At 75.9% G+C, this 22273-nt stretch carries 23 protein-coding genes; 11 read left to right on the top strand and 12 right to left on the bottom strand.

What is annotated here, in order from left to right; all coding sequences use genetic code 11:
* Window positions 1-45: 45 nt before the first annotated feature.
* From QRT05_RS01675 to QRT05_RS01665, 3 genes are all read right to left on the bottom strand, one after another.
* Entirely contained in the window at window positions 46-2439 is a 2394-nt protein-coding gene (locus QRT05_RS01675; protein WP_407650303.1) for a heavy metal translocating P-type ATPase, read from the bottom strand.
* 83 nt (window positions 2440-2522) lie between these two features.
* Window positions 2523-2756: a heavy-metal-associated domain-containing protein gene (locus QRT05_RS01670; protein ID WP_289444623.1), complete on the bottom strand. Its 234-nt coding sequence runs from the start codon at window positions 2754-2756 to the stop codon at window positions 2523-2525.
* Window positions 2757-2772: 16 nt separating this feature from the next.
* On the bottom strand, window positions 2773-3054 hold the full coding sequence (locus tag QRT05_RS01665; RefSeq protein ID WP_289444619.1) for a metal-sensitive transcriptional regulator: 282 nt from the start codon (window positions 3052-3054) through the stop codon (window positions 2773-2775).
* A 106-nt stretch (window positions 3055-3160) separates the two neighbouring features.
* Here QRT05_RS01665 and QRT05_RS01660 point away from each other — a divergent pair, with 106 nt between their 5' ends.
* From QRT05_RS01660 to QRT05_RS01650, 3 genes are all read left to right on the top strand, one after another.
* A complete protein-coding gene (locus QRT05_RS01660; protein ID WP_289444617.1) occupies window positions 3161-3619 on the top strand; it encodes an RrF2 family transcriptional regulator in 459 nt (152 codons plus the stop codon).
* A gap of 133 nt (window positions 3620-3752) precedes the next feature.
* Window positions 3753-4736 (top strand): sulfite exporter TauE/SafE family protein, encoded by a 984-nt coding sequence (locus tag QRT05_RS01655; protein WP_289444615.1) that lies wholly within the window; start codon window positions 3753-3755, stop codon window positions 4734-4736.
* An 83-nt stretch (window positions 4737-4819) separates the two neighbouring features.
* Complete coding sequence (locus QRT05_RS01650) at window positions 4820-5374, top strand: RDD family protein (RefSeq protein WP_289444612.1); 555 nt, start codon at window positions 4820-4822, stop codon at window positions 5372-5374.
* Between the two features lie 9 nt (window positions 5375-5383).
* Here the strand turns inward: QRT05_RS01650 and hemL are convergent, their stop codons facing one another.
* The 6 genes from hemL to hemE all read right to left on the bottom strand — a co-directional run bounded on the left by hemL (window position 5384) and on the right by hemE (window position 12077).
* A complete protein-coding gene (gene hemL, locus QRT05_RS01645) occupies window positions 5384-6709 on the bottom strand; it encodes a glutamate-1-semialdehyde 2,1-aminomutase (RefSeq protein ID WP_289444610.1) in 1326 nt (441 codons plus the stop codon).
* The gene (gene hemB, locus QRT05_RS01640) at window positions 6706-7698 is read right to left on the bottom strand and encodes a porphobilinogen synthase (protein WP_289444608.1); all 993 of its coding nucleotides are present in this window, start codon (window positions 7696-7698) and stop codon (window positions 6706-6708) included. The genes hemL and hemB overlap by 4 nt, the downstream gene beginning before the upstream one ends.
* A complete protein-coding gene (locus QRT05_RS01635; protein ID WP_289444606.1) occupies window positions 7699-8487 on the bottom strand; it encodes a uroporphyrinogen-III synthase in 789 nt (262 codons plus the stop codon).
* On the bottom strand, window positions 8484-9443 hold the full coding sequence (gene hemC / locus QRT05_RS01630) for a hydroxymethylbilane synthase (protein WP_289444605.1): 960 nt from the start codon (window positions 9441-9443) through the stop codon (window positions 8484-8486). The genes QRT05_RS01635 and hemC overlap by 4 nt, the downstream gene beginning before the upstream one ends.
* A 166-nt stretch (window positions 9444-9609) precedes the next feature.
* A complete protein-coding gene (locus QRT05_RS01625) occupies window positions 9610-11013 on the bottom strand; it encodes a protoporphyrinogen/coproporphyrinogen oxidase (RefSeq protein WP_289444604.1) in 1404 nt (467 codons plus the stop codon).
* Between the two features lie 2 nt (window positions 11014-11015).
* The gene (gene hemE / locus QRT05_RS01620) at window positions 11016-12077 is read right to left on the bottom strand and encodes a uroporphyrinogen decarboxylase (RefSeq protein ID WP_289444602.1); all 1062 of its coding nucleotides are present in this window, start codon (window positions 12075-12077) and stop codon (window positions 11016-11018) included.
* A gap of 45 nt (window positions 12078-12122) precedes the next feature.
* Between hemE and QRT05_RS01615 the strand changes: the two genes are divergently transcribed.
* Window positions 12123-13505 carry a glutamyl-tRNA reductase gene (locus QRT05_RS01615; protein ID WP_289444600.1) on the top strand — a complete coding sequence of 461 codons (1383 nt, stop codon included), beginning with the start codon at window positions 12123-12125 and terminating at the stop codon, window positions 13503-13505.
* Between the two features lie 7 nt (window positions 13506-13512).
* Here QRT05_RS01615 and QRT05_RS01610 read toward each other — a convergent pair whose 3' ends face one another.
* Both QRT05_RS01610 and purB read right to left on the bottom strand, forming a co-directional pair.
* Window positions 13513-14370, bottom strand: coding sequence for a hypothetical protein (locus tag QRT05_RS01610; protein ID WP_289446090.1), 858 nt, complete (start codon window positions 14368-14370; stop codon window positions 13513-13515).
* Window positions 14371-14523: 153 nt separating this feature from the next.
* Window positions 14524-15945 carry an adenylosuccinate lyase gene (gene purB, locus QRT05_RS01605; protein WP_289444598.1) on the bottom strand — a complete coding sequence of 474 codons (1422 nt, stop codon included), beginning with the start codon at window positions 15943-15945 and terminating at the stop codon, window positions 14524-14526.
* Window positions 15946-16118: 173 nt separating this feature from the next.
* Here purB and QRT05_RS01600 point away from each other — a divergent pair, with 173 nt between their 5' ends.
* The 7 genes from QRT05_RS01600 to QRT05_RS01570 all read left to right on the top strand — a co-directional run bounded on the left by QRT05_RS01600 (window position 16119) and on the right by QRT05_RS01570 (window position 21909).
* Window positions 16119-16817 carry a DUF4129 domain-containing protein gene (locus QRT05_RS01600; RefSeq protein WP_289444596.1) on the top strand — a complete coding sequence of 233 codons (699 nt, stop codon included), beginning with the start codon at window positions 16119-16121 and terminating at the stop codon, window positions 16815-16817.
* Entirely contained in the window at window positions 16814-17320 is a 507-nt protein-coding gene (locus QRT05_RS01595) for a hypothetical protein (protein WP_289444594.1), read from the top strand. Before QRT05_RS01600 ends, QRT05_RS01595 begins: the two co-directional genes overlap by 4 nt.
* Complete coding sequence (locus tag QRT05_RS01590) at window positions 17317-18318, top strand: AAA family ATPase (RefSeq protein WP_289444592.1); 1002 nt, start codon at window positions 17317-17319, stop codon at window positions 18316-18318. Before QRT05_RS01595 ends, QRT05_RS01590 begins: the two co-directional genes overlap by 4 nt.
* On the top strand, window positions 18315-19604 hold the full coding sequence (locus QRT05_RS01585; protein WP_289444591.1) for a DUF58 domain-containing protein: 1290 nt from the start codon (window positions 18315-18317) through the stop codon (window positions 19602-19604). The genes QRT05_RS01590 and QRT05_RS01585 overlap by 4 nt, the downstream gene beginning before the upstream one ends.
* Window positions 19601-20143, top strand: a complete 543-nt coding sequence (locus QRT05_RS01580; protein ID WP_289444589.1) for a hypothetical protein — start codon at window positions 19601-19603, stop codon at window positions 20141-20143. The genes QRT05_RS01585 and QRT05_RS01580 overlap by 4 nt, the downstream gene beginning before the upstream one ends.
* Window positions 20144-20233: 90 nt before the next feature.
* Window positions 20234-20440: a hypothetical protein gene (locus tag QRT05_RS01575; protein ID WP_289444586.1), complete on the top strand. Its 207-nt coding sequence runs from the start codon at window positions 20234-20236 to the stop codon at window positions 20438-20440.
* Window positions 20437-21909: a hypothetical protein gene (locus QRT05_RS01570; RefSeq protein WP_289444583.1), complete on the top strand. Its 1473-nt coding sequence runs from the start codon at window positions 20437-20439 to the stop codon at window positions 21907-21909. The genes QRT05_RS01575 and QRT05_RS01570 overlap by 4 nt, the downstream gene beginning before the upstream one ends.
* Here QRT05_RS01570 and QRT05_RS01565 read toward each other — a convergent pair.
* A complete protein-coding gene (locus QRT05_RS01565; RefSeq protein WP_289444580.1) occupies window positions 21866-22246 on the bottom strand; it encodes a phage holin family protein in 381 nt (126 codons plus the stop codon). The two genes, QRT05_RS01570 and QRT05_RS01565, sit on opposite strands and share 44 nt — an antisense overlap.
* Between the last annotated feature and the right edge of the window lie 27 nt (window positions 22247-22273).

Here is a 22273-nt window from a genome sequence, read left to right as displayed (position 1 = left end):
CCGGGTGCTGGGCGCGGGCCGGGGGACACCGGCCCGCGCCCGCGGCTACGAGAAGCGCCGCAGCCGCAGCGAGTTGCCCACCACGAGCACCGACGACAGCGCCATGGCCGCACCCGCGATCATCGGGTTCAGCAGGCCGAGCGCGGCCAGCGGGATCGCGGCCACGTTGTAGGCGAACGCCCAGAACAGGTTCTGCCGGATCACGCGCAGCGTCCGGCGGGAGAGCCGGATGGCCTGGGCCGCCGAGCGCAGGTCGCCCCGCACGAGGGTGAGGTCGGCCGCCTCGATCGCGACGTCGGTGCCGGTGCCCATCGCGAGGCCGAGGTCGGCCGTCGCCAGGGCGGCGGCGTCGTTGACCCCGTCGCCCACCATCGCGACGTGCGCGCCCTCGGCCTGGAGCCGGGACACCACCTCGGCCTTGTCCGCCGGCAGCACCTGGGCGATCACGTCGGTGATGCCGACCTCGCGTGCTGCCGCCCGGGCGGCGCCCGCGTTGTCCCCGGTGAGCAGCACGGGTCGCAGGCCGAGCGCCCGCAGGTCGTCGACCGCCTGGCGCGAGCTGTCCTTGACCGGGTCGCGCAGCACGAGCGCGCCGCGCACGGAGCCGTCCCAGGCAACCATCACGGCGGTCGCGCCGTCCGCCTCTGTGGCGTCGAACCGCTCCTGGAGCGTCGCGGTGTCGATGCCCTGCTCCCGGAGCCACGCCGGGCGGCCCACCAGCACGCGCCGTCCCAGCCCGAGCCCGGAGTGCGCCGTGCGCACCACGCCGACCACGCCGCGCCCCGGCTCGGCCCGGAAGTCGAGCACCTGGTCGGAGCCGATCGGGACCCCGTCGGCGCCCACGTCCGACGACGCGTCCCGGACGGAGGCGGCCGCGATCGCCTGGGCGATGGGGTGCTCGGCGAGCTGTTCCACCGCACCGGCGTACCGCAGCACCTCGTCCGCAGAGCCGTCCGTGACGAGCACGTCGACGAGCGACATGCGGCCCTGCGTGACGGTGCCCGTCTTGTCGAGCACCACGGTGTCGACGGCGCGTGTCTGCTCGAGGATCTCCGGTCCCTTGATGAGGATGCCGAGCTGTGCGCCGCGGCCGGTCCCCACCAGCAGGGCGGTCGGCGTCGCGAGGCCGAGCGCGCACGGGCACGCGATGATCAGCACGGCCACCGCGGCCGTGAATGCCTGCTGGGCGTCCGAGCCCGCGAGCAGCCATGCCGCCAGCGTGCCGAGCGCGAGCACCAGCACCACGGGCACGAAGACGGCGGAGATGCGGTCGGCCAGCCGCTGCACGGGCGCCTTGCCGGTCTGCGCCGCGGCGACGAGGCGGCCGATCTGGGCCAGCCGCGTCTCCTCGCCCACACGCGTCGCGCGCACGACGAGCGCACCCGAGGTGTTGATCGTGGCGCCGGTGACCTCGTCGCCCGGACCCACGTCGACGGGCACGGGCTCGCCGGTGAGCAGCGACGCGTCGACCGCGCTGGACCCGCTGACCACGACCCCGTCGGTCGCGACCTTCTCTCCCGGCCGGACGGCGAACTCGTCGCCCACGCGCAGCTCGGAGACCGGAGCGCGCCGCTCGGTGCGCCGGCCGTCGACGGTGACCAGGAGCGCCACGTCCTTGGCGCCCAGGTCCAGGAGCGCGCGCAGGGCGTCGCCCGCCCGCCGCCGCGAGCGGTGCTCCGCGTAGCGGCCCGCGAGCAGGAACGTGGTGACCACGGAGGCCACCTCGAAGTACAGCTCGGGCGTCGTGCCCTCGTGCGCGGCGCGCGGCCACAGGGTCGGCGTCATGGTCATCCCGAGCTCGCCCGCGCCACCCAGCAGCAGCGCCCACAGCGACCAGCCCGTCGCGGCCACGATCCCGATCGAGACGAGCGTGTCCATGGTGGAGGCCCCGTGCCGCGCGGCCCGGAACGCCGCGCGGTGGAAGGGCCACGCGCCCCAGGTGACCACCGGGAGCGCGAGCGCGGCGACCACCCACTGCCAGCCGGTGAACTGCAGCGCGGGGATCATCGAGACCAGCACCACGGGGACGGTCGCCACGGCGGCGTACCGCAGGCGGGTGCGCAGCTCGGCGCCGCGCGCGTCGGTGGGGGCCGAGGTGTCCTCGTCGGGGTCCATGTCGTGGCCGGGGGCCATCGTGTGGCCCGACAGCGCGTGCTCGCGCGGGTCCATGCCCGCCATGCCGCCCGGTTCGTGGGAGGCGTGCGGAGCAGGGCGCCGGTCCTGGCCGGCCGGCGCGCTGGTGCGCAGCACCGTCGCGTCGTACCCGGCGGCACGGACCGCGGCGACGAGCTCGTCGGTGCCGGCGGGGCCCGCCTGCTCGTGCTCGGGCACCCGGACCTCGACGTGCGCCTGCTCGAGCGGCAGGTTGACGGTGGCCGAGACGCCGGGCAGGCGACCCAGCCGCTTCTCGACGCGCGCGACGCACGAGGCGCAGGTCATGCCCTCGATGGCGAGGTCGACGACCGCGACGGGGGCGCTGGTCGGCGGGTCGTTCGGCGGGTTGGTCAGCGGGGCGGCGGCCGTCACAGCAGCGACCTGCGCGGTGTCAGGACGTAGCCCGCCTCGTCGACCGCAGCCGCGACCGCGGCATCGGTCAGGGGCTCCTCGGACGTGACCGTCACCTGCGACGACCCGCCCACGACGAGCTGGATGTCGACGCCGGTCACGCCGGGCAGCGCCGTCAGCTCGGTGGTGACGTGCTGCACGCAGTGGCCGCACGTCATGCCGTCGACGCCGAACGTGGTGCTCTGGCTCATGGTTCTCTCCTCGGTGTCAGCTGCGGACGAGACGGGCGATGGCGTCGGAGGCTTCCTTGACCTTGGCGGCGCCCTCCTCGGGCGACTGCCGGGCGGCGTCGACGACGCAGTGGCCGAGGTGGTCCTCGACCAGGCCGATGCTGACCGCCTGGAGCGCCTTGGTCACGGCGGCGATCTGCGTCAGGACGTCGATGCAGTACACGTCCTCGTCGACCATCCGTGCGATGCCGCGCACCTGCCCCTCCACACGCCGCAGGCGCTTGAGGTAGTCGTCCTTGGCGTCGGTGTATCCGTGCACGGTGCCCTCCTCAGGATCGTGATCCGTCTCGCGGTCGACAACACGGTACCCCCTGGGGGTATTCCGGAGTCCTCGGGTTGGCGGCCGGGGGCGGCACAATGGCCCCATGCGTGTCTCGGCGAAGGCGGACTATGCGGTGCGGGCGTGCGCCGAGCTGGCGGCGAGCCCGCACGGCGACCCGGTGGCGGCGGACGTGCTGGCCGCCGGGCAGGGGCTGCCCGTGAGCTTCGTCGAGCGCATCCTCGGCGATCTGCGGCGCGCGGGCATCGTCGTGAGCGTGCGCGGGCGCGCGGGCGGGTACCGGCTGGCCCGCGCGGCGGGCGAGATCACGCTGGCCGAGGTCATCCGCGCGGTCGACGGCCCGTTGGTGACGGTGCGGGACGAGCGCCCGCCCAGCCTCGCGTACGAGGGCTCGGCGGCGGCCCTGCTCGACGTGTGGGTGGCGCTGCGGGTCAGCGTGCGCGGCGTGCTCGACCTGGTGACCCTCGAGTCGCTCGTGGCCGGTCCGCTGCCCGAGCACGTCCGGACCATGGCGGCGAGCGCGGGCGCGTGGGAGAACCCCTGACGCTTGTCCAGCCCGAGGGCGGATGTCTCACTGGGTGAGCAGCGATTTGAACACCGACCCCTCGGATCGGGATTATCGACGAATCGCGCCGGCGTCACCGGGCGGTGTCCCCCGCGCCTGAGGTAGGTCCCCCGTGCACAAGCTCGTGCTGCTCGCCGTCGTCGGGCTCGCCGCGCAGCTCGTCGACGGCAGCCTGGGCATGGCGTACGGCGTCACGTCGAGCACCCTGCTGCTGGCCATCGGGACCAACCCGGCCGCGGCGTCGGCCACCGTCCACCTCGCCGAGATCGGCACCACGCTCGCGTCGGGCGTCTCGCACTGGCGGTTCGGCAACGTCGACTGGCGCGTGGTGCGGCGCGTGGGCGTCCCCGGCGCCATCGGCGCCTTCGTCGGGGCCACGTTCCTGGCGAACCTCGCGATGGACACCGCCAAGCCGGTCATGTCGCTGATCCTGCTCACGCTCGGCGTCTACATCCTGGTGCGGTTCACCGTGAAGGGGCTCCGCAAGGACCGGCTGGGCCAGCCGCTGCGCAAGCGGTTCCTCGCGCCGCTCGGGCTGTTCGCCGGGTTCGTCGACGCGACGGGCGGCGGCGGCTGGGGCCCGGTCGGCACGCCCGCGCTGCTGGCGTCGGGCCGGATGGAGCCCCGCAAGGTGATCGGCTCCATCGACACGAGCGAGTTCCTGGTCTCGGTGGCCGCGAGTCTCGGGTTCCTGGTCGCGCTCGGATCCGCGGGGATCGACATGGTCTGGGTCCTGGCGCTGCTCCTGGGCGGCGTGATCGCCGCACCGATCGCCGCCTGGCTGGTCCGCCACCTGCCGCCGCGCATCCTCGGCTCGGCCGTCGGCGGCATCATCGTGCTCACCAACGCGCGCACGCTGCTGCGCAGCGACTGGCTCGACCTCGGCGGCACCGCCGTCGAGGCGTGGGTCCTCGGCGGGATCGCCGTGATCTGGGCGGCGGCCATCGCCTGGTCGGTGCGCGCGTACCGCCGCGAGCAGGCCGACGAGGCGCGCGCCGCCGCGGACCTGGCGACCGACGACCCGGCCGTGGCCGCGCCCGCTCCGGCGCAGGACGCGACCCCGCACCTCGACGAGCCGGTCGCCGCTCCCCGCTGACCCGCCGGACGCGGTCTCGGCAGTCGGGTGGTTGTGGTCCGAGCGCGGGCGATTCGGGTGGGATCGGGTAGATACTCGGCGCGATGACCAGAACTCCCGAGGGTCCCGGCCCGGACCCGGACGACGAGCAGCAGGGCGCCTCGCCGGCGGCCTGGCTGCCGACGCCCACCGTGCCGTTCCCGCGGCCCGCCCCGCTCGAGGAGCCGGTTCGCGGGGACGAGGAGCAGCAGCGTCGTCCCGCCCAGCCCCCTCGGCCGCCGTACGCGTCGTGGAGCCGCCGTGCCGCCGGCTTCGGCATCGACGTGGCCGTGATGACCCTCCCGCTGGTGCTCGCGCTCACCTACGACGACGCGGTCGTCGCGGCGCTCGGCGTCACGTGGTGGCTGGCCTGGTTCGTCGGCAACCGCGTGGTGGCGCAGGGCTCGTCCGGGATCACGCTGGGCAGGCGCGTGACCGGGAGCCAGCTGCGGCGCGCGGGCACCGGGCGCCCGCCGGGCTGGCGCGTGGCACTCGTGCGGGAGCTCGCGCACGTGGCCGACGCCGTGTGGCTGGTGGGGTTCCTGTGGCCGCTGTGGGACGAGCGCCGACGCACCTTCGCCGACTCGATGTGCGGGACGACGGTGGTGCGGACGCGCTGAGGCGCCGGCTCAGGCCGGGGCGACCGCTTGCGACGCCGCGCGTGCGGCCTGCGGGAGGGCCGCCTCGATCGCGCCGAGCGCCTCGTCGTCGTGCGCCGCCGAGACGAACCATGCCTCGTACGGCGACGGCGGCGCGTAGACCCCGGCCTCGAGCAAGGCGTGGAAGAACGGCGCGTACCGGAACGACTCCGTGGAGAGCACCGTCGCGTAGTCCTGTGCACCGTTCGTGGCCGCCTCGGCGCCGAACATGATCGAGAACAGGTTGCCCGCCCACTGCACGGCGTGCGGCACGCCCTCGGCGGCGAGCGCGGTGGTCACGGCTCCGCGCAGGCGCGCGGACGCGGCGTCGACGGTCGCGTACACGCCAGCGTCGGCGAGGCGCAGCGTGGCCAGGCCCGCCGCGGTGGCGACCGGGTTCCCCGAGAGCGTGCCCGCCTGGTAGACGGGGCCCGACGGTGCGAGCTGCGCCATCACGTCGCGCCGGCCACCGACCGCGGCGACGGGCAGCCCGCCGCCGATGACCTTCCCGAACGTGAACAGGTCGGGTGCCCAGCCCTCGCGCAGGCCCTCGAGGCCCCACCAGCCGGAGTAGCCCACCCGGAACCCGGTGAGCACCTCGTCCTGGACGAGCAGGGCGCCGTGCTCGAGCGTGATGCGGCGCAACGCGGCGTTGAAGCCGGGCAGCGGCGGGACCACGCCCATGTTGGCGGGTGCGGCCTCCGTCACGACGGCAGCGATGCGGTCGCCGTGCGCGACGAAGACCGTCTCGAGCGCGTCGACGTCGTTGTACGGGACGACGATGGTCTCGGCGGCGGTCGCGGTGGAGACGCCGGCGGAGTCCGGCAGGGCCAGCGTCGCGACGCCGGAACCGGCCTGCGCCAGGAGCGCGTCCACGTGGCCGTGGTAGCACCCGGCGAACTTCACCACGAGGTCGCGGCCCGTGAACGCGCGCGCGAGCCGCAGCGCGGTCATGGTCGCCTCGGTCCCGGTCGACACCAGGCGGACCGACTCGGCCGCGGGGACGCGGTAGCGGATCTCGTCGACGAGCTCGACCTCGGTGGTCGTCGGGGCGCCGAAGCCGAGCCCGCGCGAGGCGGCCTCCTGCACGGCGGCGACCACCTCGGGCCGGGCGTGGCCCAGCAGCGCGGGCCCCCAGGACCCGACCAGGTCGACGTACGTGCGACCGTCCACGTCGGTGACGTGCGCACCGCTCGCCGACGCCACGAACAGCGGCGTGCCGCCGACTGCACCGAACGCGCGCACCGGCGAGTTGACCCCGCCGGGGATCACGGACTGGGCGTGGGCGAACACCTCGGCGCTCGTCGTCGGGCTCATCGGGTCTCCTCTGCCAGCCAGCCGGCCAGCTCCGTCGCGTAGTACGTCAGTACGTGATCGGCACCGGCGCGCCGGATGCTGAGCACGGACTCCAGAATCGCCCGTCTGCGCTCGATCCACCCGTTTGCAGCAGCGGCCTCGAGCATCGCGTACTCGCCCGACACCTGGTACGCGGCGACCGGGACGGTCGAGCGCGCCGCGACGTCGGCGAGGACGTCGAGGTAGGACATCGCGGGCTTGACCATCACCACGTCCGCGCCCTCGGCGATGTCGATCGCCACCTCGCGCGCGGCCTCCCGGCGGTTGGCGGGATCCATCTGGTACGTCCGCCGGTCGCCCTCGAGCTGGGACTCGACCGCCTCGCGGAACGGCCCGTAGAAGGCGCTCGCGTACTTGGCGGCGTACGCCAGGACGGCCACGTCGGTGTGCCCCGCCTCGTCCAGCGCATCGCGCACCACCGCGGTCTGCCCGTCCATCATGCCGCTCAGGCCGACGAGGTGGGCCCCCGCCTCGGCCTGCGCGAGCGCCATCTGCGCGTACCTGACCAGCGTCGCGTCGTTGTCGACCGCCCCCGTGGGCGTGAGCACGCCGCAGTGGCCGTGGTCGGTGAACTCGTCGAGGCACAGGTCCGCCTGCACGACGAGGGCGTCGCCCGCCTCCGCGACGGCGTCCGCGATCGCGAGGTTGAGGATGCCCTCGGGCGCGGTGGCCTGCGAGCCGACGGCGTCGCGGACCTCGGGGATCGCGAACAGCATGACGCCGCCCAGTCCGGCCTCGGCTGCCTCGGCGACCGCCCGGCGCAGCGACTCGCGCGTGTGCTGGAGGACCCCCGGCATGGAGGTGATGGGGCGCGGCTCGGTCAGCCCTTCGCGCACGAACACGGGCAGCACCAGCTGCGCCGGGTGCAGGCGCGTCTCGGCGACCAGGCGGCGCATGGCGGACGTGGTTCGGATGCGGCGGGGGCGGACACGTCCCGGGGTGGCACTCACTCAGATCTCCTCGCGGGTCTGGACTGCGTGGGTCAGGGCCTCGACGAGCCCCGTCATGGTCTGGGTCGCGGCCGTGGCGGCGAGCGGGAGGCCGTGGCGGCGCACCTCGGCGGCCGTCGTCGGGCCGATCGCCACGAGCAGCGTGCCGGGCGGCGGGGTGCCGAGCTGGGTGACGAGCTCGCGCACGGTGCTGGCGGACGTGAGCAGCGCGGCCCGGATGTCGCCGTCGGCCCACGAGCGGCGGACGTCGGCGGGCGGAGGGTCGGCCGGGACGGTCCGGTACGCGACGACGTCGTCGACGTGCCAGCCGCGGGCCCGCAGACCGTCGGTCAGCGTGGGTGCGGCGAGGTCGCCACGCGGGAACAGCACGCGCGTGCGCTCGCCGTCGGGTGCGGGCCACACCCGGACGAGTGACTCTGCCGTGGACGGGGCAGGGGGCGTCAGGTCGACCTCGACGCCCGCCTCGCGCAGGGCGCGCGCCGTGCCGGGCCCGACCGCGGCGACCGTGACCTGGTCGACGAGGTCCGCGAGGGACCGCCCGCCGACCTCGGCCCGCGCCGCGAGCACGGGCACGGCGGCCGCGCTGGTGAGCACGAGCCAGCGGTACCAGCCGGCCCCGAGGGCCAGCAGCACGTCGTCGAGCGGCCCGGTGTCCTGCGGCGGCACTGTGGCGATGAGCGGCACCACCTCGGCCGTGGCGCCCGCGGCCGCCAGGGCCATGACGGCGGGGCTGGCTCCGGCGACGGGCCGGGGGACCAGCACGCGCCAGCCGGCGAGCGCCCCGCTCATCGAGCGGTGCCGAGCTCGGCCAGCTCGGCGGCCCCTGCCCCGAGCAGGTCCTCGGCGAGCCGGGCGCCTAGGGCGAGCGCGTCGGCCTCGGGCCGGTCGCCCGGCAGGGCGGCCGCCGACCGGCGCAGCGTCGCCGTGCCGTCGGGGCGGGCCACGACCGCGTCGAGGCGGATCTCGTCGGCGGAGACCGTGGCCAGCGCGCCGATGGGCGCGGCGCACCCCGCCTCCAGGCGGGCCAGGAGCGCGCGCTCGGCGACGACCGCGAGCCGCGTGGGCAGGTGGTCCAGGGCGCGAAGCGCCACGGCGAGGGGTGCGTCGCCGGGCTCGCCGGCACGCACCTCGACGGCGAGCGCCCCCTGGCCCGGCGCGGGGGCCATGACTGCCGGGTCGAAGAGCTCGGTCACCGCGTCGAGCCGGTCGAGGCGGGCCAGGCCGGCGCGCGCGAGCACCACGGCGTCGAGGTCACCCGGGCCGTGCTCGGCGCCCGCGACGCGGCCGAGACGTGTGTCGACGTTGCCGCGGATGTCCACCACGACGACGTCCGGCCGGGCGGCCCGCAGCTGTGCCGCGCGGCGCGGCGATCCCGTGCCGATCACGGCCCCGGCCGGCAGCTCCGCGAGCGTGAGCCCGTCGCGCGCGCACAGCGCGTCGCGCGGGTCCTGCCGCTCGGGCACGGCGCCCAGCACCAGGCCCGGGGCGTCACCCGTGGGAAGGTCCTTGAGGGAGTGCACCGCGACGTCGCACCGCCCGTCGAGCAGCGCGTCGCGCAACGCGGTCACGAACACGCCCGTGCCGCCCAGGGTCGCCAGCGAGCCCGTGAGGCGGTCGCCGTCCGTGCGGACACGCACGGTCTCGATCTCCAGGTCGGCCAGAGCGGCGAGGTCGACGGACACGTGGCCCGTCTGCGTGAGCGCGAGCGCGCTCGCGCGCGTACCGATGCGGACGTGCTGGGGCATACGGTCAGTCTCCCCCCGTCGGGGCGCACCTGTCGAAGCGCGAGGAATTCGCGCGGGGGCGGTTCTCGGAGAACTGACAACGCGTCAGGAAATGCGCCGAATTCGTGACCTGCGTCATGTCCGTGGGACACATTTCCGGCCCCGTCGGCAATTCGCTGACGGATTGTCAGAAAGAAATGTGCGCGGAGTCACTGAGCGAGCGTGCCGCGAGCCGGGCGTCGGGGATCACCGCCGCCAGGCCGTTGCCCGCCACCCACGCGCCGGCGACGGCCACGTCGGGCACCGCGGCGAGCGCGGAGCGCAGCGACGCGACCCAGTCGCGGTGGGCGGAGCTGGGCCGGGGCAGGGCCTGCGTCCAGCGGACCGTGGCGTGCGCGACCACCGACTCGGGAGCGAGCCGCACGCCGAGCAGGGCGGACGCGTCGGCGAGCGCCGAGGCGAGGTCGGGGCCGGTCCCGTCGCTCGCGCCCGCCCGGTCGCGGTCGCCCGCCCGGTCCTCCGCGCGCCCGTAGGACAGGCGCAGCACGTGCCGGCCCGGACCCGCCTCGGCCGCGAGCCAGGGCCACTTCGCCGTCGCGTGCGTGAGCGCCTTGGCGCCCACGTCGGTGCACTCGCGGGCGACCAGAACTCCGGTGCCGCGGGGCGCCGCGTCCAGCTGCGGGGCGTCGAGCACGAGCGTGACGAGGCTGACGACGGCCCCCGCGTCGGGAGCGCCGTCGAGGGCCCCGACGAGCGGCGTGAGCAGCGACGCGACGGGCGCCGCGAGGAGCACGCGGGCCGCCCGCACCGGGCCGTCGGGGGTGTGCAGCAGCAGCCCGTCGGGCTCGCGCTCGATCCGCTCGACGGGCGTGCGCAGGCGCAGCTCCGGGACGGCGGCCGCGAGCGCGTCCACCAGCCCGTGCACGCCCCCCGTCAGGCCGGCCACGGCGGAGCCGGCGGGCGCCGCGGCGCGCATCGTGCGCACCCCTCGCGCGAGCGAGCCCTTCGAGCGCGCCACCGCGGCCGAGAGGCCGGGCGCGACGGAGTCGACCGCGAGATCGTCGGGCTCGGCGGCGTGCACCCCGGCGACGACCGGTCGCACCAGGCGGTCCAGCGCGCGGCGGCCCATGCGCGCGCGCACCAGGGCGCCGAGCGTGCCGGCGGACGCGCCCACGGACCGCGGCAGCACGAGGTCGAGGCACGCGCGTGACCAGCCCAGCACGCCGAGCGTGCGGCGCACGTCGGACGCGGTGGGCGCGGACGGGATCCCCAGCACGCCCGTGCGCGGGAGGGGACCGTCACCCGAGGGCAGGTGCACCCACGAGCCGAGCCCGCTGGGCGCGCAGACGTCTCCGCCCAGGCCGATCTCCGCGAGGTAGTCGGTGACGATCCCGCCGCGGGTGGCGAACGACTCCGCCCCGGCGTCGAGGCGCAGCCCGCCCACCTCGTGGCCGCGGACGGCGCCCCCCGGTGCGTCGCGCGCGTCGAGGACGAGCGTCCGCAGCCCGGCCCGCACCAGGTCCCGGGCGGCGACGAGGCCGGCGACGCCGCCACCGACGACGACGACGTCCCAGCGCTCGTCGCCCACCATGGTCAGAGGCTGTGGATCAGGCCGACGAGGCGCGTGAGCACCTCGGGGTCCGTGGTGGGCGGGACCCCGTGGCCGAGGTTGACCACGTGACCCGGCGCCGAGCCGCCGCGCGCCACCACGTCGCGCACGTGTGCCTCGAGCACGTCCCACGGCGCAGCCAGCAGGGCGGGGTCGATGTTGCCCTGCAGCGGCGTGGTCCCGCCGAGCCGGCGCGACGCCTCGTCGAGCGGGATCCGGTAGTCGACGCCCACGACGTCGGCGCCGACGTCCCGCATGGCCGCGAGCAGCTCGCCCGTGCCCGTGCCGAAGTGGACCGTGCGCACGCCGAGGTCGCTGACGTGCGAGAGGGCCCGCGTCGAGGCGGGCGCGACGTGCGTGGTGTAGTCGCCCAGCGACAGGGAGCCGGCCCACGAGTCGAACAGCTGCGCGGCGCTCGCACCGGCGAGCACCTGCGCGCGGAGGAAGGTTCCCGTGACGTCGGCGGCCCACTCGGTGAGCGCCCGCCAGGTCTGCGGGTCGGCGTGCATGAGCGTGCGCGCGGCCAGGTGGTCGCGCGAGGGCCCGCCCTCGACGAGGTAGGCGGCGAGCGTGAAGGGCGCACCCGCGAAGCCGATCAGCGGCGTGCTGCCCAGCGCGGCCACGGTCAGCGCGACGCCCTGGGCGACCGGCTCGAGGTCCTCGGCGGTGAGCGTCAGCTCGCGCAGTCGCGCCACGTCGTCGGCCGTGCGCACGGGCGCGCCCATCACCGGACCGACGCCGGGCTTGATCTCGACGTCCACGCCAGCCAGCCGCAGCGGCACGACGATGTCGGAGAAGAAGATGGCCGCGTCGACGCCGTGCCGACGCACCGGCTGGAGCGTGATCTCGCTGGCCAGCTCCGGGGTCAGGCAGGCGTCGAGCATGGCCGTGGTCCCGCGGGCCGCCTTGTACTCCGGCAGCGACCGGCCGGCCTGCCGCATGAACCACACGGGCAGGCGCTCGGGCCGGTCACCCGAATATGCGCGCACCAGCGCGGAATGCGTCGTGCGGCCGTCGGACAGCGGATGTGTGAGCGAAAGAACCACGCGTCGATTGTGCCCGACAAATGGGTGAGTGATTAACTCGGGGACGTGGTGCTGCTGTCGCTCGTCGCGTCGCACCACGAGCTCGACCTCGCCGTGCTGGAACGTCTCTCGTCGGACGCGCACGTGGTGGGGGGCGAGCTCGTGAGCGCGTCCCCCTCGATCTCCGGTTCCGTCGTGCTCGCGACGTGCAACCGGTTCGAGCTCTACCTCGACGTCGACGACGCCGCCCACACGCCCGCCGCGCGCGCCGCCGCTGCCGCGGCCGTCGCCGCCCGCTCCGGGTACGACGAGGCGAGCGTCGCGGCCCACCTGCACGCGATGACCTCGACGGAGGCCGCGGGCCACCTGTTCGCGGTCGCCAGCGGGTTGGAGTCCATGGTGGTCGGCGAGCGCGAGATCGCCGGTCAGGTGCGCCGGGCGCTGACCACCGCGCGCCGCGACGGGACCACCACGAGCGACCTCGAGGCGCTGTTCCAGGCGGCGTCGCGCGTGAGCCGCGCGGTCGACGCCGGCACCGGGCTGGGCGGCGCAGGCCGGTCCGTGGTGGGCGTCGCGCTCGACATCGCCGAGGCCGAGCTGCCCGACTGGTCCGAGGTCCGCTGCGTCCTGATCGGCACGGGCTCGTACGCCGGGGCGTCGCTGGCCGCGCTCAAGGCGCGCGGCGTGGGCGAGGTGCGCGTGTACTCCCCGAGCGGCCGCGCGGGGCAGTTCGCGGCCGCGCGCGGGGTGCGCGCGGTGCCCGCAGGCGCCGACCTCGCCGCGGAGCTGGCCGGCATCGACCTGGTCGTCGCGTGCAGCGGCGCCGCCGGGGCGGTGCTCGAGGTGGACGCGCTCGCCGCGAGCCGGTCCGCCGACGCCCGCCCGCTGACCGTGGTCGACCTGGCCCTGCGCCACGACGTCGACCCGGGGGTGCGCGAGCTGCCCGGCGTCCGGCTCGTGTCCCTGAACACGGTCGCCCAGCATGCCCCGGCCGAGCACGCGGCGGTCGAGGCGGCGCGCGGCATCGTCGACGACGCGGCCCGCGACTACGAGGCCGACCGCCGGGTGCGCGAGTGGAACCCGGCCGTCGTGGCCGAGCGCACGCGCGTGCTCGGTGGGCTGGAGACCGCGCTCGAGGCGCTGCCCGAGGACCTGCGCGACGAGCGCGCCGAGCGGGGGCTGCGCCGCCGCACGCGCGCGCTGCTGCACGGGCCGACCGTCCGGGCACGCGAGGCCGCGCGCGCCGGGGACACGGCCGCCTACGCCGCGGCGCTCTCGGCGCTGGCGGCGATCGGCGTTCCCGCGGTGGCGGGGGTGGCGGGGCCTTCGGGCACTGCATCGTCGGGCACTGCATCGTCGGGCACTGCACCGTTAGGCACTGCACCGTTGGACAGGGCACCGTCAGGCACCGTGCCGGCAGGCCCCGTGGCCGCCGGCTCGCCCGCCTAGGCCGTCGTCAGCTCCGCACCGTCTGGCGCTGCTGCGCGGCCGCCGGCCCGGGCGCCCACGTGTGCGGCACCACCTGGTTGGTCTGGATGTCGGTCAGCTCGGCCGCGTAGACCACGGCCTCGTACACGCCTGCCTCGATGCGGTCCATCTGCAGGTGCTCGGCCCGGTCGATGTCGTCGCCCAGGTGCGAGATGCGGGCGACGACGTACCGCTGCGCGTCCTGCCACTGGTCGACCACGCGCACGGACAACCCGTTCCACTGCGCGGTCAGGTCCAGCTCGAACAGCTCCGTCACGTCCTGGCGCGGCACACGCCGGTACCACCGCCCGTTGGCCGACTGCCGGAAGCCGGTCTCGGCCAAGGGCGGGTTGGCGAGCGCGAGCACCAGGGTGTGCCCGTTGTCGATGACGTCTGCCTCGAGGTACGCGCCGTGCCACTTGGCGACCGGCCCGACGCAGCGGGACAGCGACGCGAGCGCGGGGCGGGGACCGCCCAGCGACGTGAGCGTCCAGCCCGTCCCCACGTCGCCGTAGCGCGCGAGCAGCGTCGCGTGCCCGTTGGCGTGGATGCGCACCAGCTCGGTGCCCGGGGGGATGCGCGAGTGGCGCAGCCACCACAGCGGCACGATGTAGCCCGGCACGTCGCGGTACTGCAGGTGCGGCGACGACTCGAACCGCAGCACGTCGATGTGCTCGTCGTGCGGGCTGAAGGGGGAGTCGGGGTAGCCGAGGCCGTGCACCTCGAACAGCTGGGCCGGGGTGGTGGCGAACGAGACGTCGGCCGCGCGCACGACGTACCCCGCGAGCCGGTCGTGACCGGCCGTCAGGTACGCGTGCGAGAGCGCAGGCGTGATCGCCTTCTGCATGAGCGTCACGGAGGTTTCCTCGCCAGAAGATCGGATGAACCGGGGGAAAACGGACGGGGGTGCGCGACGATTGTGCAGACAAACCGGGCGCGTGTCCAGGTTCGTTCCACCGAACGGATGACGGGGCGCGCCGACGCGCCTCCCCGGGCGAGGTCAGTCCTCCAGGTAGGAGACCAGTGCGCCGGCCAGGCCGGTGTAGGAGGCGGGCGTCAGCGCGGCGAGCCGGGACGCGACGTCGTCGGGCAGGCCCAGGCCCGCGATGAACTCGCGCATGTCGTCGGCCGTCAGGCGGCGGCCGCGCGTCAGCTCCTTGAGCCGCTCGTAGGGGTTCTCCATCCCGGTCACCCCGGCCACCGAGGCCGCGCGCATGGCCGACTGCACGGGCTCGCCGAGCACCTCCCAGTTCTCGTCGAGCTCGCGCGCCAGCAGCGCCGGGTCCACGGCGAGACCGCGCAGGCCGCGGCGCACGTTGTCGATGGCGAGCAGGCTGTGCCCGAACGCGGGCCCGATGTTGCGCTGGGTGGTCGAGTCCGTCAGGTCGCGCTGCAGGCGGCTGGTCACCAGGGTCGAGGCGAGCGTGTCGAGCAGCGCGCACGAGATCTCGAGGTTGGCCTCGGCGTTCTCGAACCGGATGGGGTTGACCTTGTGCGGCATGGTCGAGCTGCCGGTCGCTCCCGCCACGGGGATCTGCGTGAAGACGCCGCGACTGATGTAGGTCCACACGTCGGTGGCCAGGTTGTGCAGCACGCGGTTGAAGCGCGCGACGTCGGCGTAGAGCTCGGCCTGCCAGTCGTGCGACTCGATCTGCGTGGTCAGCGGGTTCCACGTCAGGCCCAGGTGCTCGACGAACGCCTTGCTCACCGCGGGCCAGTCGGCGCCGGGCACCGCGACCGCGTGCGCGCCGTACGTGCCCGTCGCGCCGTTGAGCTTGCCCAGGTACTCGTCGGACGCGATGCGTCGCAGCTGACGGCGCAGCCGGTGCGCGAGCACCGCGAGCTCCTTGCCGAGCGTGGTGGGCGTCGCGGGCTGGCCGTGGGTCAGGGCCAGCAGCGGCTGGTCCTTGAGCTCGACGGCGAGCGCGGCCACCTCGTCGGCCAGCGCCGTGGCGGCCGGGAGCCAGACCCGCTGCACCGCGTCGCGCACCATGAGCGCGTACGAGAGGTTGTTGATGTCCTCGCTCGTGCACGCGAAGTGGACCAGCTCGCCCACGTCGCGCAGCGCGGAACCCTCGGGTGCGTCGGCCAGGCGGCGCTTGAGGAAGTACTCGACCGCCTTCACGTCGTGCACCGTGGTGCGCTCGATCTCGCCCAGCTCGGCGATCTCGTCGGCCCCGAACGTCGCCACCACGTCCCGCAGGTAGCTGACGTCGTCGTCCGTCAGCGTGGGGGCCCCGGGCACCACGCCGTGCTGGGCCAGGTGGACGAGCCACTCGACCTCGACGTGCACGCGCTCGCGGTTCAGGGCCGCCTCGGACAGGTGGTCCACCAGCGGGGCGACCGCCGCGCGGTAGCGGCCGTCGAGCGGGCCGAGGGCGATCGCGGGGGTCACATCTGCCAGGGTCACGCGCGCAGTCATGCCGCCATGGTCCCAGAGTGCGGGGACGTGGTGCGGGGGGTGTCCAGGTCGCGCCCGTGGCGGACGGGTGACGCCCGGCCGGGCAGGGCGGCACCGGCGCCCGGGGGACGCGCCCGTCAGTAGGGTGTGGTTTCCGCACGGACGGCCATGACGCGTGGCGGCGAGGAGGATCGGTGCAGCGCACGCAGGACGCTCGCCGGACCGGCGCCGCGGTGGCCGCGCTCGTGACGCTCGTGGTCCTCGCCGCGGCCTTCGCCGGGTCCTGGCACGCGAAGGTGCAGGTGCCGGGCATGCCCACGCTCGACATCGCCCCGCCGGCGGTGCCGACCCCGGGGCCTGACCCGACGCCCGTCGCGGGGGCGGGGCAGCAGCACGGCGTCCCCGCGTGGGTGCCGATCCTCAGCTTCCTGCTGCTGCTGACCATCGGCTACGTGCTGGTGCGCGCCCGCCGGTGGCTGCGCCGCGGCATCACGGCGGACGGCCCTGAGGCCGACGAGCCCGTCGTCGACCGTCCGCCGCACGAGCTCGCGATGCCGGCGCTGCGGGACGCGATCGTCGAGGCGACCCGGCTGCTCGACGACGCCGAGGTCCCTCCGGGCGACGCGGTGGTGGCCGCCTGGGTGGCGCTCGAGGAGGCGGCGGCCCGCAGCGAGGTGGTGCGCGACCGTGCGGAGACCGCGACCGAGTTCACCGTCGACGTGCTGGGCTCGACCATGGCCGACCCGGCCGCGACCCGACGGCTGCTCGGCCTGTACCTGCAGGCGAGGTACAGCGAGCACGCCGTCACGGGGGACGAGGTCGCGGCCGCCCGCGAGGCGCTCGTCGTGCTGGCCGACGGTGTGCGGCACGTGCGCGTGGAGGAGCGGCCGTGACGCGGCGGCAGGTGCGCAACGGGGTGCTCGCGTTCGTGCTCGCCACGGGCGTCGCCCTGCTCGTCACGCGGCCGGGCACGGCCCTGCTGTTCGGCCTGGTGGTCACGGCGGTCGTCGTGCTGCTGGGCCGGCTGGACCTCGAGGACGAGGTCGAGCTCGAGCCCGAGCGCGTCATCCGGCGCGACGGCGCGCGCGGCGAGCTGCAGGAGCTGGCCTGGGCGTTCAGCAGCCGCGACGGGCGCCTCTCGGAGCGGGCGCTGCGCCGGCTGCGCGAGGTGGGCACCGTGCGCCTCGCCCGGCACGGCGTCGCTCTCGGCGACCCCGAGCACGCGGACCGCGCGCGTGCACTCGTCGGCGACCGCGCGTACGCCACCCTCACGCGCCTGTCGCACCCGCTGCCCGGCGCGGCGGACGTGCGCCACACGCTGGACGCCCTCGAGCGGCTGGGCCCCACCCGCGCCAACGATCACCCGCACGCCTACGACGCACCGGAGAGCACATGACCAGCACGCCCGAGACCCTGCCCGTGCCCGCGGTCGCCGCCGCGGGTCGCGCCGTCCTCGACGAGGTGGCCACCGCGGTGGTCGGCATGCGCGAGCCGCTGCGGGTGGCGCTCGCGGCGGTGCTCGCGTCGGGCCACGTGCTGTTCGAGGACGTCCCCGGCCTGGGCAAGACGCTCGCCGCCCGGTCCCTGGCGACCGCGCTCGGGCTCGAGTTCCGCCGCGTGCAGTGCACGCCCGACCTGCTGCCGTCGGACATCACGGGCTCGAGCGTCTTCGAGCCCGCCACCACGTCGTTCGAGTTCCGCCCGGGCCCGGTGTTCGCGGGGCTGCTGCTCGCGGACGAGATCAACCGGACGGCGCCCAAGACGCAGTCCGCGCTGCTCGAGGCGATGGCCGAGCGCCAGGTCACCGTCGACGGCGTGACGCACTCCCTGCCGCAGCCCTTCCACGTCTTCGCGACCAGCAACCCGGTGGAGTACGAGGGCACCTACCCGCTCCCCGAGGCGCAGCTGGACCGGTTCATGGTCCGCCTCGCCGTCGGCTACCCGGACCGCGAGGCGGAGGTCGACGTGCTGGCCCGGCGCCTGTCGCGGCGCGCGGAGGAGGCGCCCGTGCGCACGGTCGTCGACGCCGCGACGCTGCGATCCATGCAGGCCGGGGCCGAGGCCGTGAGCGTCGACCCGGACGTGGTGCGGTACTGCGTCGACATCGCCGCCGCCACCCGCACGCACGGTGCCGTCGAGGTGGGCGCGTCGCCGCGCGGCTCGCAGGCGCTCGTGCTCGTCGCACGGGCTCTCGCCATCCTGGACGGCCGTGACTTCGTGACGCCGGAGGACGTCAAGACCGTGGGCGTGCCGACGCTCGCGCACCGCATCTCGCTCTCCCCGTCGGCGTGGGCGGCCGGGGTCGCGCCGCAGCGCGTCGTCGCCGAGGTGCTCGCGTCCGTGCCGGGCCCGACGACGGCGCGACGCCCGGCCGGTGACCCGGTGACCCCATGAGCGAGCGCTGGCCGAGGGCCCGCGTGACCGCCGCGGGCGTGGCGGTCGGTGCCGCCCTGCTGCTGGTGGGCGCGGTCACGGGACGGCCGGACGTCGCCGTGCTGGGCGCGGCACCCGTGGTCGCGGGCGTGCTCGACTGGCGGCGGCGCCCCGGGGGAGCCGTGCACGCGACGCTCGAGGCGACGGGCCGCGCCGCGGCGGCGGGCACGCTGACCGGCGACGTCACGCTCACCGCGCCGCCGGGCACCGCGGCCGTGCTCGTCGTCGTGCGGCGCCACCAGGAGGTGGTCCGCGAGGTGCTGGTGGACGTGGACGGCACGCGAGAGCTGCCGCTCGTGGTGCGCACCGTCCGGACCGGGCCGCAGACGCTCGCCGACGTCGACGCGCAGGGGATCGGCCCCGGCGCGGCGAGCATGTCGGAGGCCGCGCAGCCCGTCTCGCGGACCACCCTCGTGCTGCCCGACGTCGGCCACCTCGACGTGCTCCCCCTGCCGCCACGGCTCCGCGGCCTGACCGGCGCGCACGACTCGCGCCGGCCGGGTGAGGGCGGCTCGCTGCGCGACGTGCACCCGTTCGCACCGGGCGACCGCCTGCGGCGCATCGACTGGCGCGTGACCGCGCGGCGCTCGCCCCGGCTCGCCGAGCTCTACGTGCGCCGCGAGCACGCCCTCGCCGAGGCGGTGGTGGTGCTCGTGGTGGACTCGCGCGACGACGTGGGTCCCGACCCGTTGACCTGGCGCGGGCCCACCGTGCCCGCGGCGTCCGACGCCACCTCGCTCGACATCGCGCGCCGGGCGGCCGCGTCCCTGGCCCAGGCCTACCTGAGCGCGGGGGACCGCGTCGGACTCGACGACCTGGCCGCGATGCGGCGGCCGCTGCCCCCGGGTGGGGGCCGCCGGCAGCTGGACCGCATCCGGCAGGCCCTCGCCGTGACCGCGCCGGTGGGCGAGGCGCGCGGTCGGGTCCGCGCGCCGCAGGTGCCGTCGGGCGCCCTCGTCGTGGTGTTCTCGACGTTCCTCGACGACGACGCCGCGGACGTCGGCGTGCAGTGGCGCCGGACCGGCCACCGGGTGATCGCCGTCGACGTCCTGCCACCGCTGCGGACCGCGCACCTCAAGGAGCGGCACCGGTTCGCGCTGCGCATCGTGCGGCTGGGGCGCGAGAACCGCCTGGCCGCGCTCGCAGACGCCGACGTCGAGGTGGTCACCTGGCACGAGTCGCCGGCGAGCCAGCTCACGCAGCTGGCGCGGCGGTCGCAGCGGCGGGTGGGGGCGGGAGCGCGATGAGGCGTGCCGAGCTCTCCGCCGAGGCGGAGCTGGAGTCCGGGACCGTGGTCGCGCTCGCCCTGGTGCGTGCCGCGCTGGTTCCGGTCGTCGTCGCGCTGCTGGTCGTCGCATCGCTGTCTGCCGGGGCGGCGGCGGGCACGGTCTGGGTGGTGTCGCCGGTGATCGCGGCCGCGGTGGCCTGGCGTCCGTGGGGTGCGTTGCCGGCGCTGGTCGGGGCGCTCGCGGGCGTCATCGTCCTCATCGGCGGCCGGCCGCCTGTCGGGGTCGTGATGGCGCTGGTGCTGCTGGTGCACCTCACGCTGTGGACGGCTGCGTTCGCCGCGCGCGGGTCGTGGAACGCCTGGGTCGAGGTGCGCGTGCTGACCCGCGCCGCGCGGGGCTTCCTGGGGGTCCAGCTGGGAGCGCAGGCGCTCGCGATCCTCGCCGTGACGGTCTCGGGCGCGTCGCTCGGGACGGGCGACGTGTGGCGGGCCGCGGCGGTGCTGGCCGCGCTCGGGGTCGCGCTGATCGCGCTCCCGAACCTGCCCGCGGACCGCTGAGGCGTCCACAGCCCCGGCGGCTCGCCCGCATGCGCCCGGCGCCGGCGCCGCGGTCGCGGAGCGGTGGATCCCGCTTCCTACGGTCGCGGGATGTGGACCGATCCGCTCCCGCACCTGCTGGCCGCCCTCGACGAGCTCGCCGAGGCGCGACGCCTGCTCGCGGACGCCGGCTCGGTGCCGTGGGCCGGGCCGCTCGCCGCTCCCTACCGGGCCGGGGTCGACGCGTCGTCGGCTCTCGTCGCGCGCGTGCACCGCGGGACGGACGAGCTGGTCGTGCTGGTGGGGTGCCGCCCGTGAGCGGGTCCCCGTGGGGGGACGGCAGCGTCCGCGCGGTGGGCGGCCCCGGGCCGACTGCCGTCGAGCTCGGGGACCTGGAGCGCGCGTCCGCGGTGCTGCGCGCCGCCGTCGACGCGCTCTGGCGGGCGGACGCCCGCCTGCGGGCGGCGGGTCTCGCCGAGCAGGCACGCAGCATGCCGGCCCTGGTCGACGGTCCGCGTCCCGCTTTCGCCGCGTCCCACACCGACGCGCTGGGCCGGAGCGCGCTGCTCGCCGCCCGGCACGTCGACGACCTGCTTCGGCGGCTGCGCCACGTGCTCCGCAGGCTCGACGAGGCGGAGTGGTGGGTGGGCCGGGCGATGCACGCGGTCGTGACTGCCGAGGCGCACGTGGCGGGGGAGGTCCCCGCGCTGCTGCCGGCGGTGGTCCCGTTCGTCGTCCCTGCCGCCGTCGGCGCGTGGGTGGGGGCGCGCGGAGACGCGACCCGCGTGGCCGGCGCGGCCGCAAGTGCGCAGGTGCCCTCCGCCCTCGTGGCTCCGACCGCGGCCTTCCTGCGCGGCGCGCTGCCGGGTGCGCGGCCACCCGCGACGGACCCGCTGGGCGCGCTCGCGGGGGAGGCCGCGTCGGGTGAGCTGCCGCCGGCCGTGCTGCTCCCGCGCGCCGACCCGCCCGCCTTGCCGGTACCCCGGTCGGCGGCGGACCTGCTGCGCAACGTCTCCGCGACCTACCCGAGCGACCACGGCGGACTCCCGGGCACGGCTCGCTCGAGCATCTCGGTGCAGCGCCTCACGCACCCCGACGGCACGCGCGGCTGGGTGGTGGAGATCCCGGGGACGCAGAGCGCCGCCTTCGGCGGGGACGTGGCCACGGACATGGCCACCAACGCGCGACTCATGGGGGGACTGCCCGACGACATGTCGACCGCCGTCCTGCACGTCCTGCGGGATCTGGGCGTGCCGCCCGACGAGCCGGTGCTGCTCGCCGGGCACAGCCAGGGGGGCATGGTGGCCGTCACCGCGGCGGTCCTGGCGGCGGGCGCGTACGACGTGCGCGCCGTGCTGACGGCGGGGTCGCCCGACGTCCCCCGGACCCTCCCCGCCGGGGTCCAGGCCCGGCACTACCGCATCGACGAGGACGTGGTGCCCCAGACCGACGGCCGCGCCGACGTCGTGAGCGGCGACGTGGTCGCGGTGCGGCGCAGCATCGGGGCCGCGAACGTGGCCCACGCGCACGCGCTCGAGGAGTACGTACGCACCGCGGAGCTGGCCGACGCGGCGCTCGCGGGCAGCCCGGCGCTGCGCCGGTTCGACGCGGAGCTGGCCCGCGTGCTGGGGCCCCCGGGGACCACCCAGCGGACGTGGCAGCTCGCCGTCACGCGGTCACCGGCCCTGGTGCGCACAGACCCGGGCACGGGCCTGCCGCGGACCCCGCAGCTGCGGGCGGCGACTAGTCCCGGGCGTCCGGGAGCAGGAGGGAAAGGAAGAAGCTGACCAGCGAGATGATGAGCGCGCCGAGCACGGCGGTCCAGAAGTCGTCGATCCGCAGGCCCCAGTCGGTGAACTCCGTGACCCACGCCGTGAGCATCAGCATGAGGGCGTTGACCACCAGGGTGAACAGCCCCAGCGTCAGGATGTAGAGCGGGATCGAGAGGAACGCGACGATCGGCTTGACCACCGCGTTGACGATCCCGAACACGAGCGCGATCAGCAGGATGATGGCGACGTGCTCCCAGTCGGAGTCGTAGCCGACCACGTCGAGCCCGGACAGCAGGACGGTGGCGAGCCAGATGGCGACGCCGTTGATGAGGATGCGGATCGCGAAGGCCATGGCGCGATCCTGCCACCTGGCGCCGGA

Source organism: Cellulomonas edaphi (assembly GCF_030362815.1).
GTDB lineage: Bacteria > Actinomycetota > Actinomycetes > Actinomycetales > Cellulomonadaceae > Cellulomonas > Cellulomonas edaphi.
Note: the sequence above shows the minus strand (reverse complement) of the source record. Positions and strands in the feature narration are given on the sequence as shown.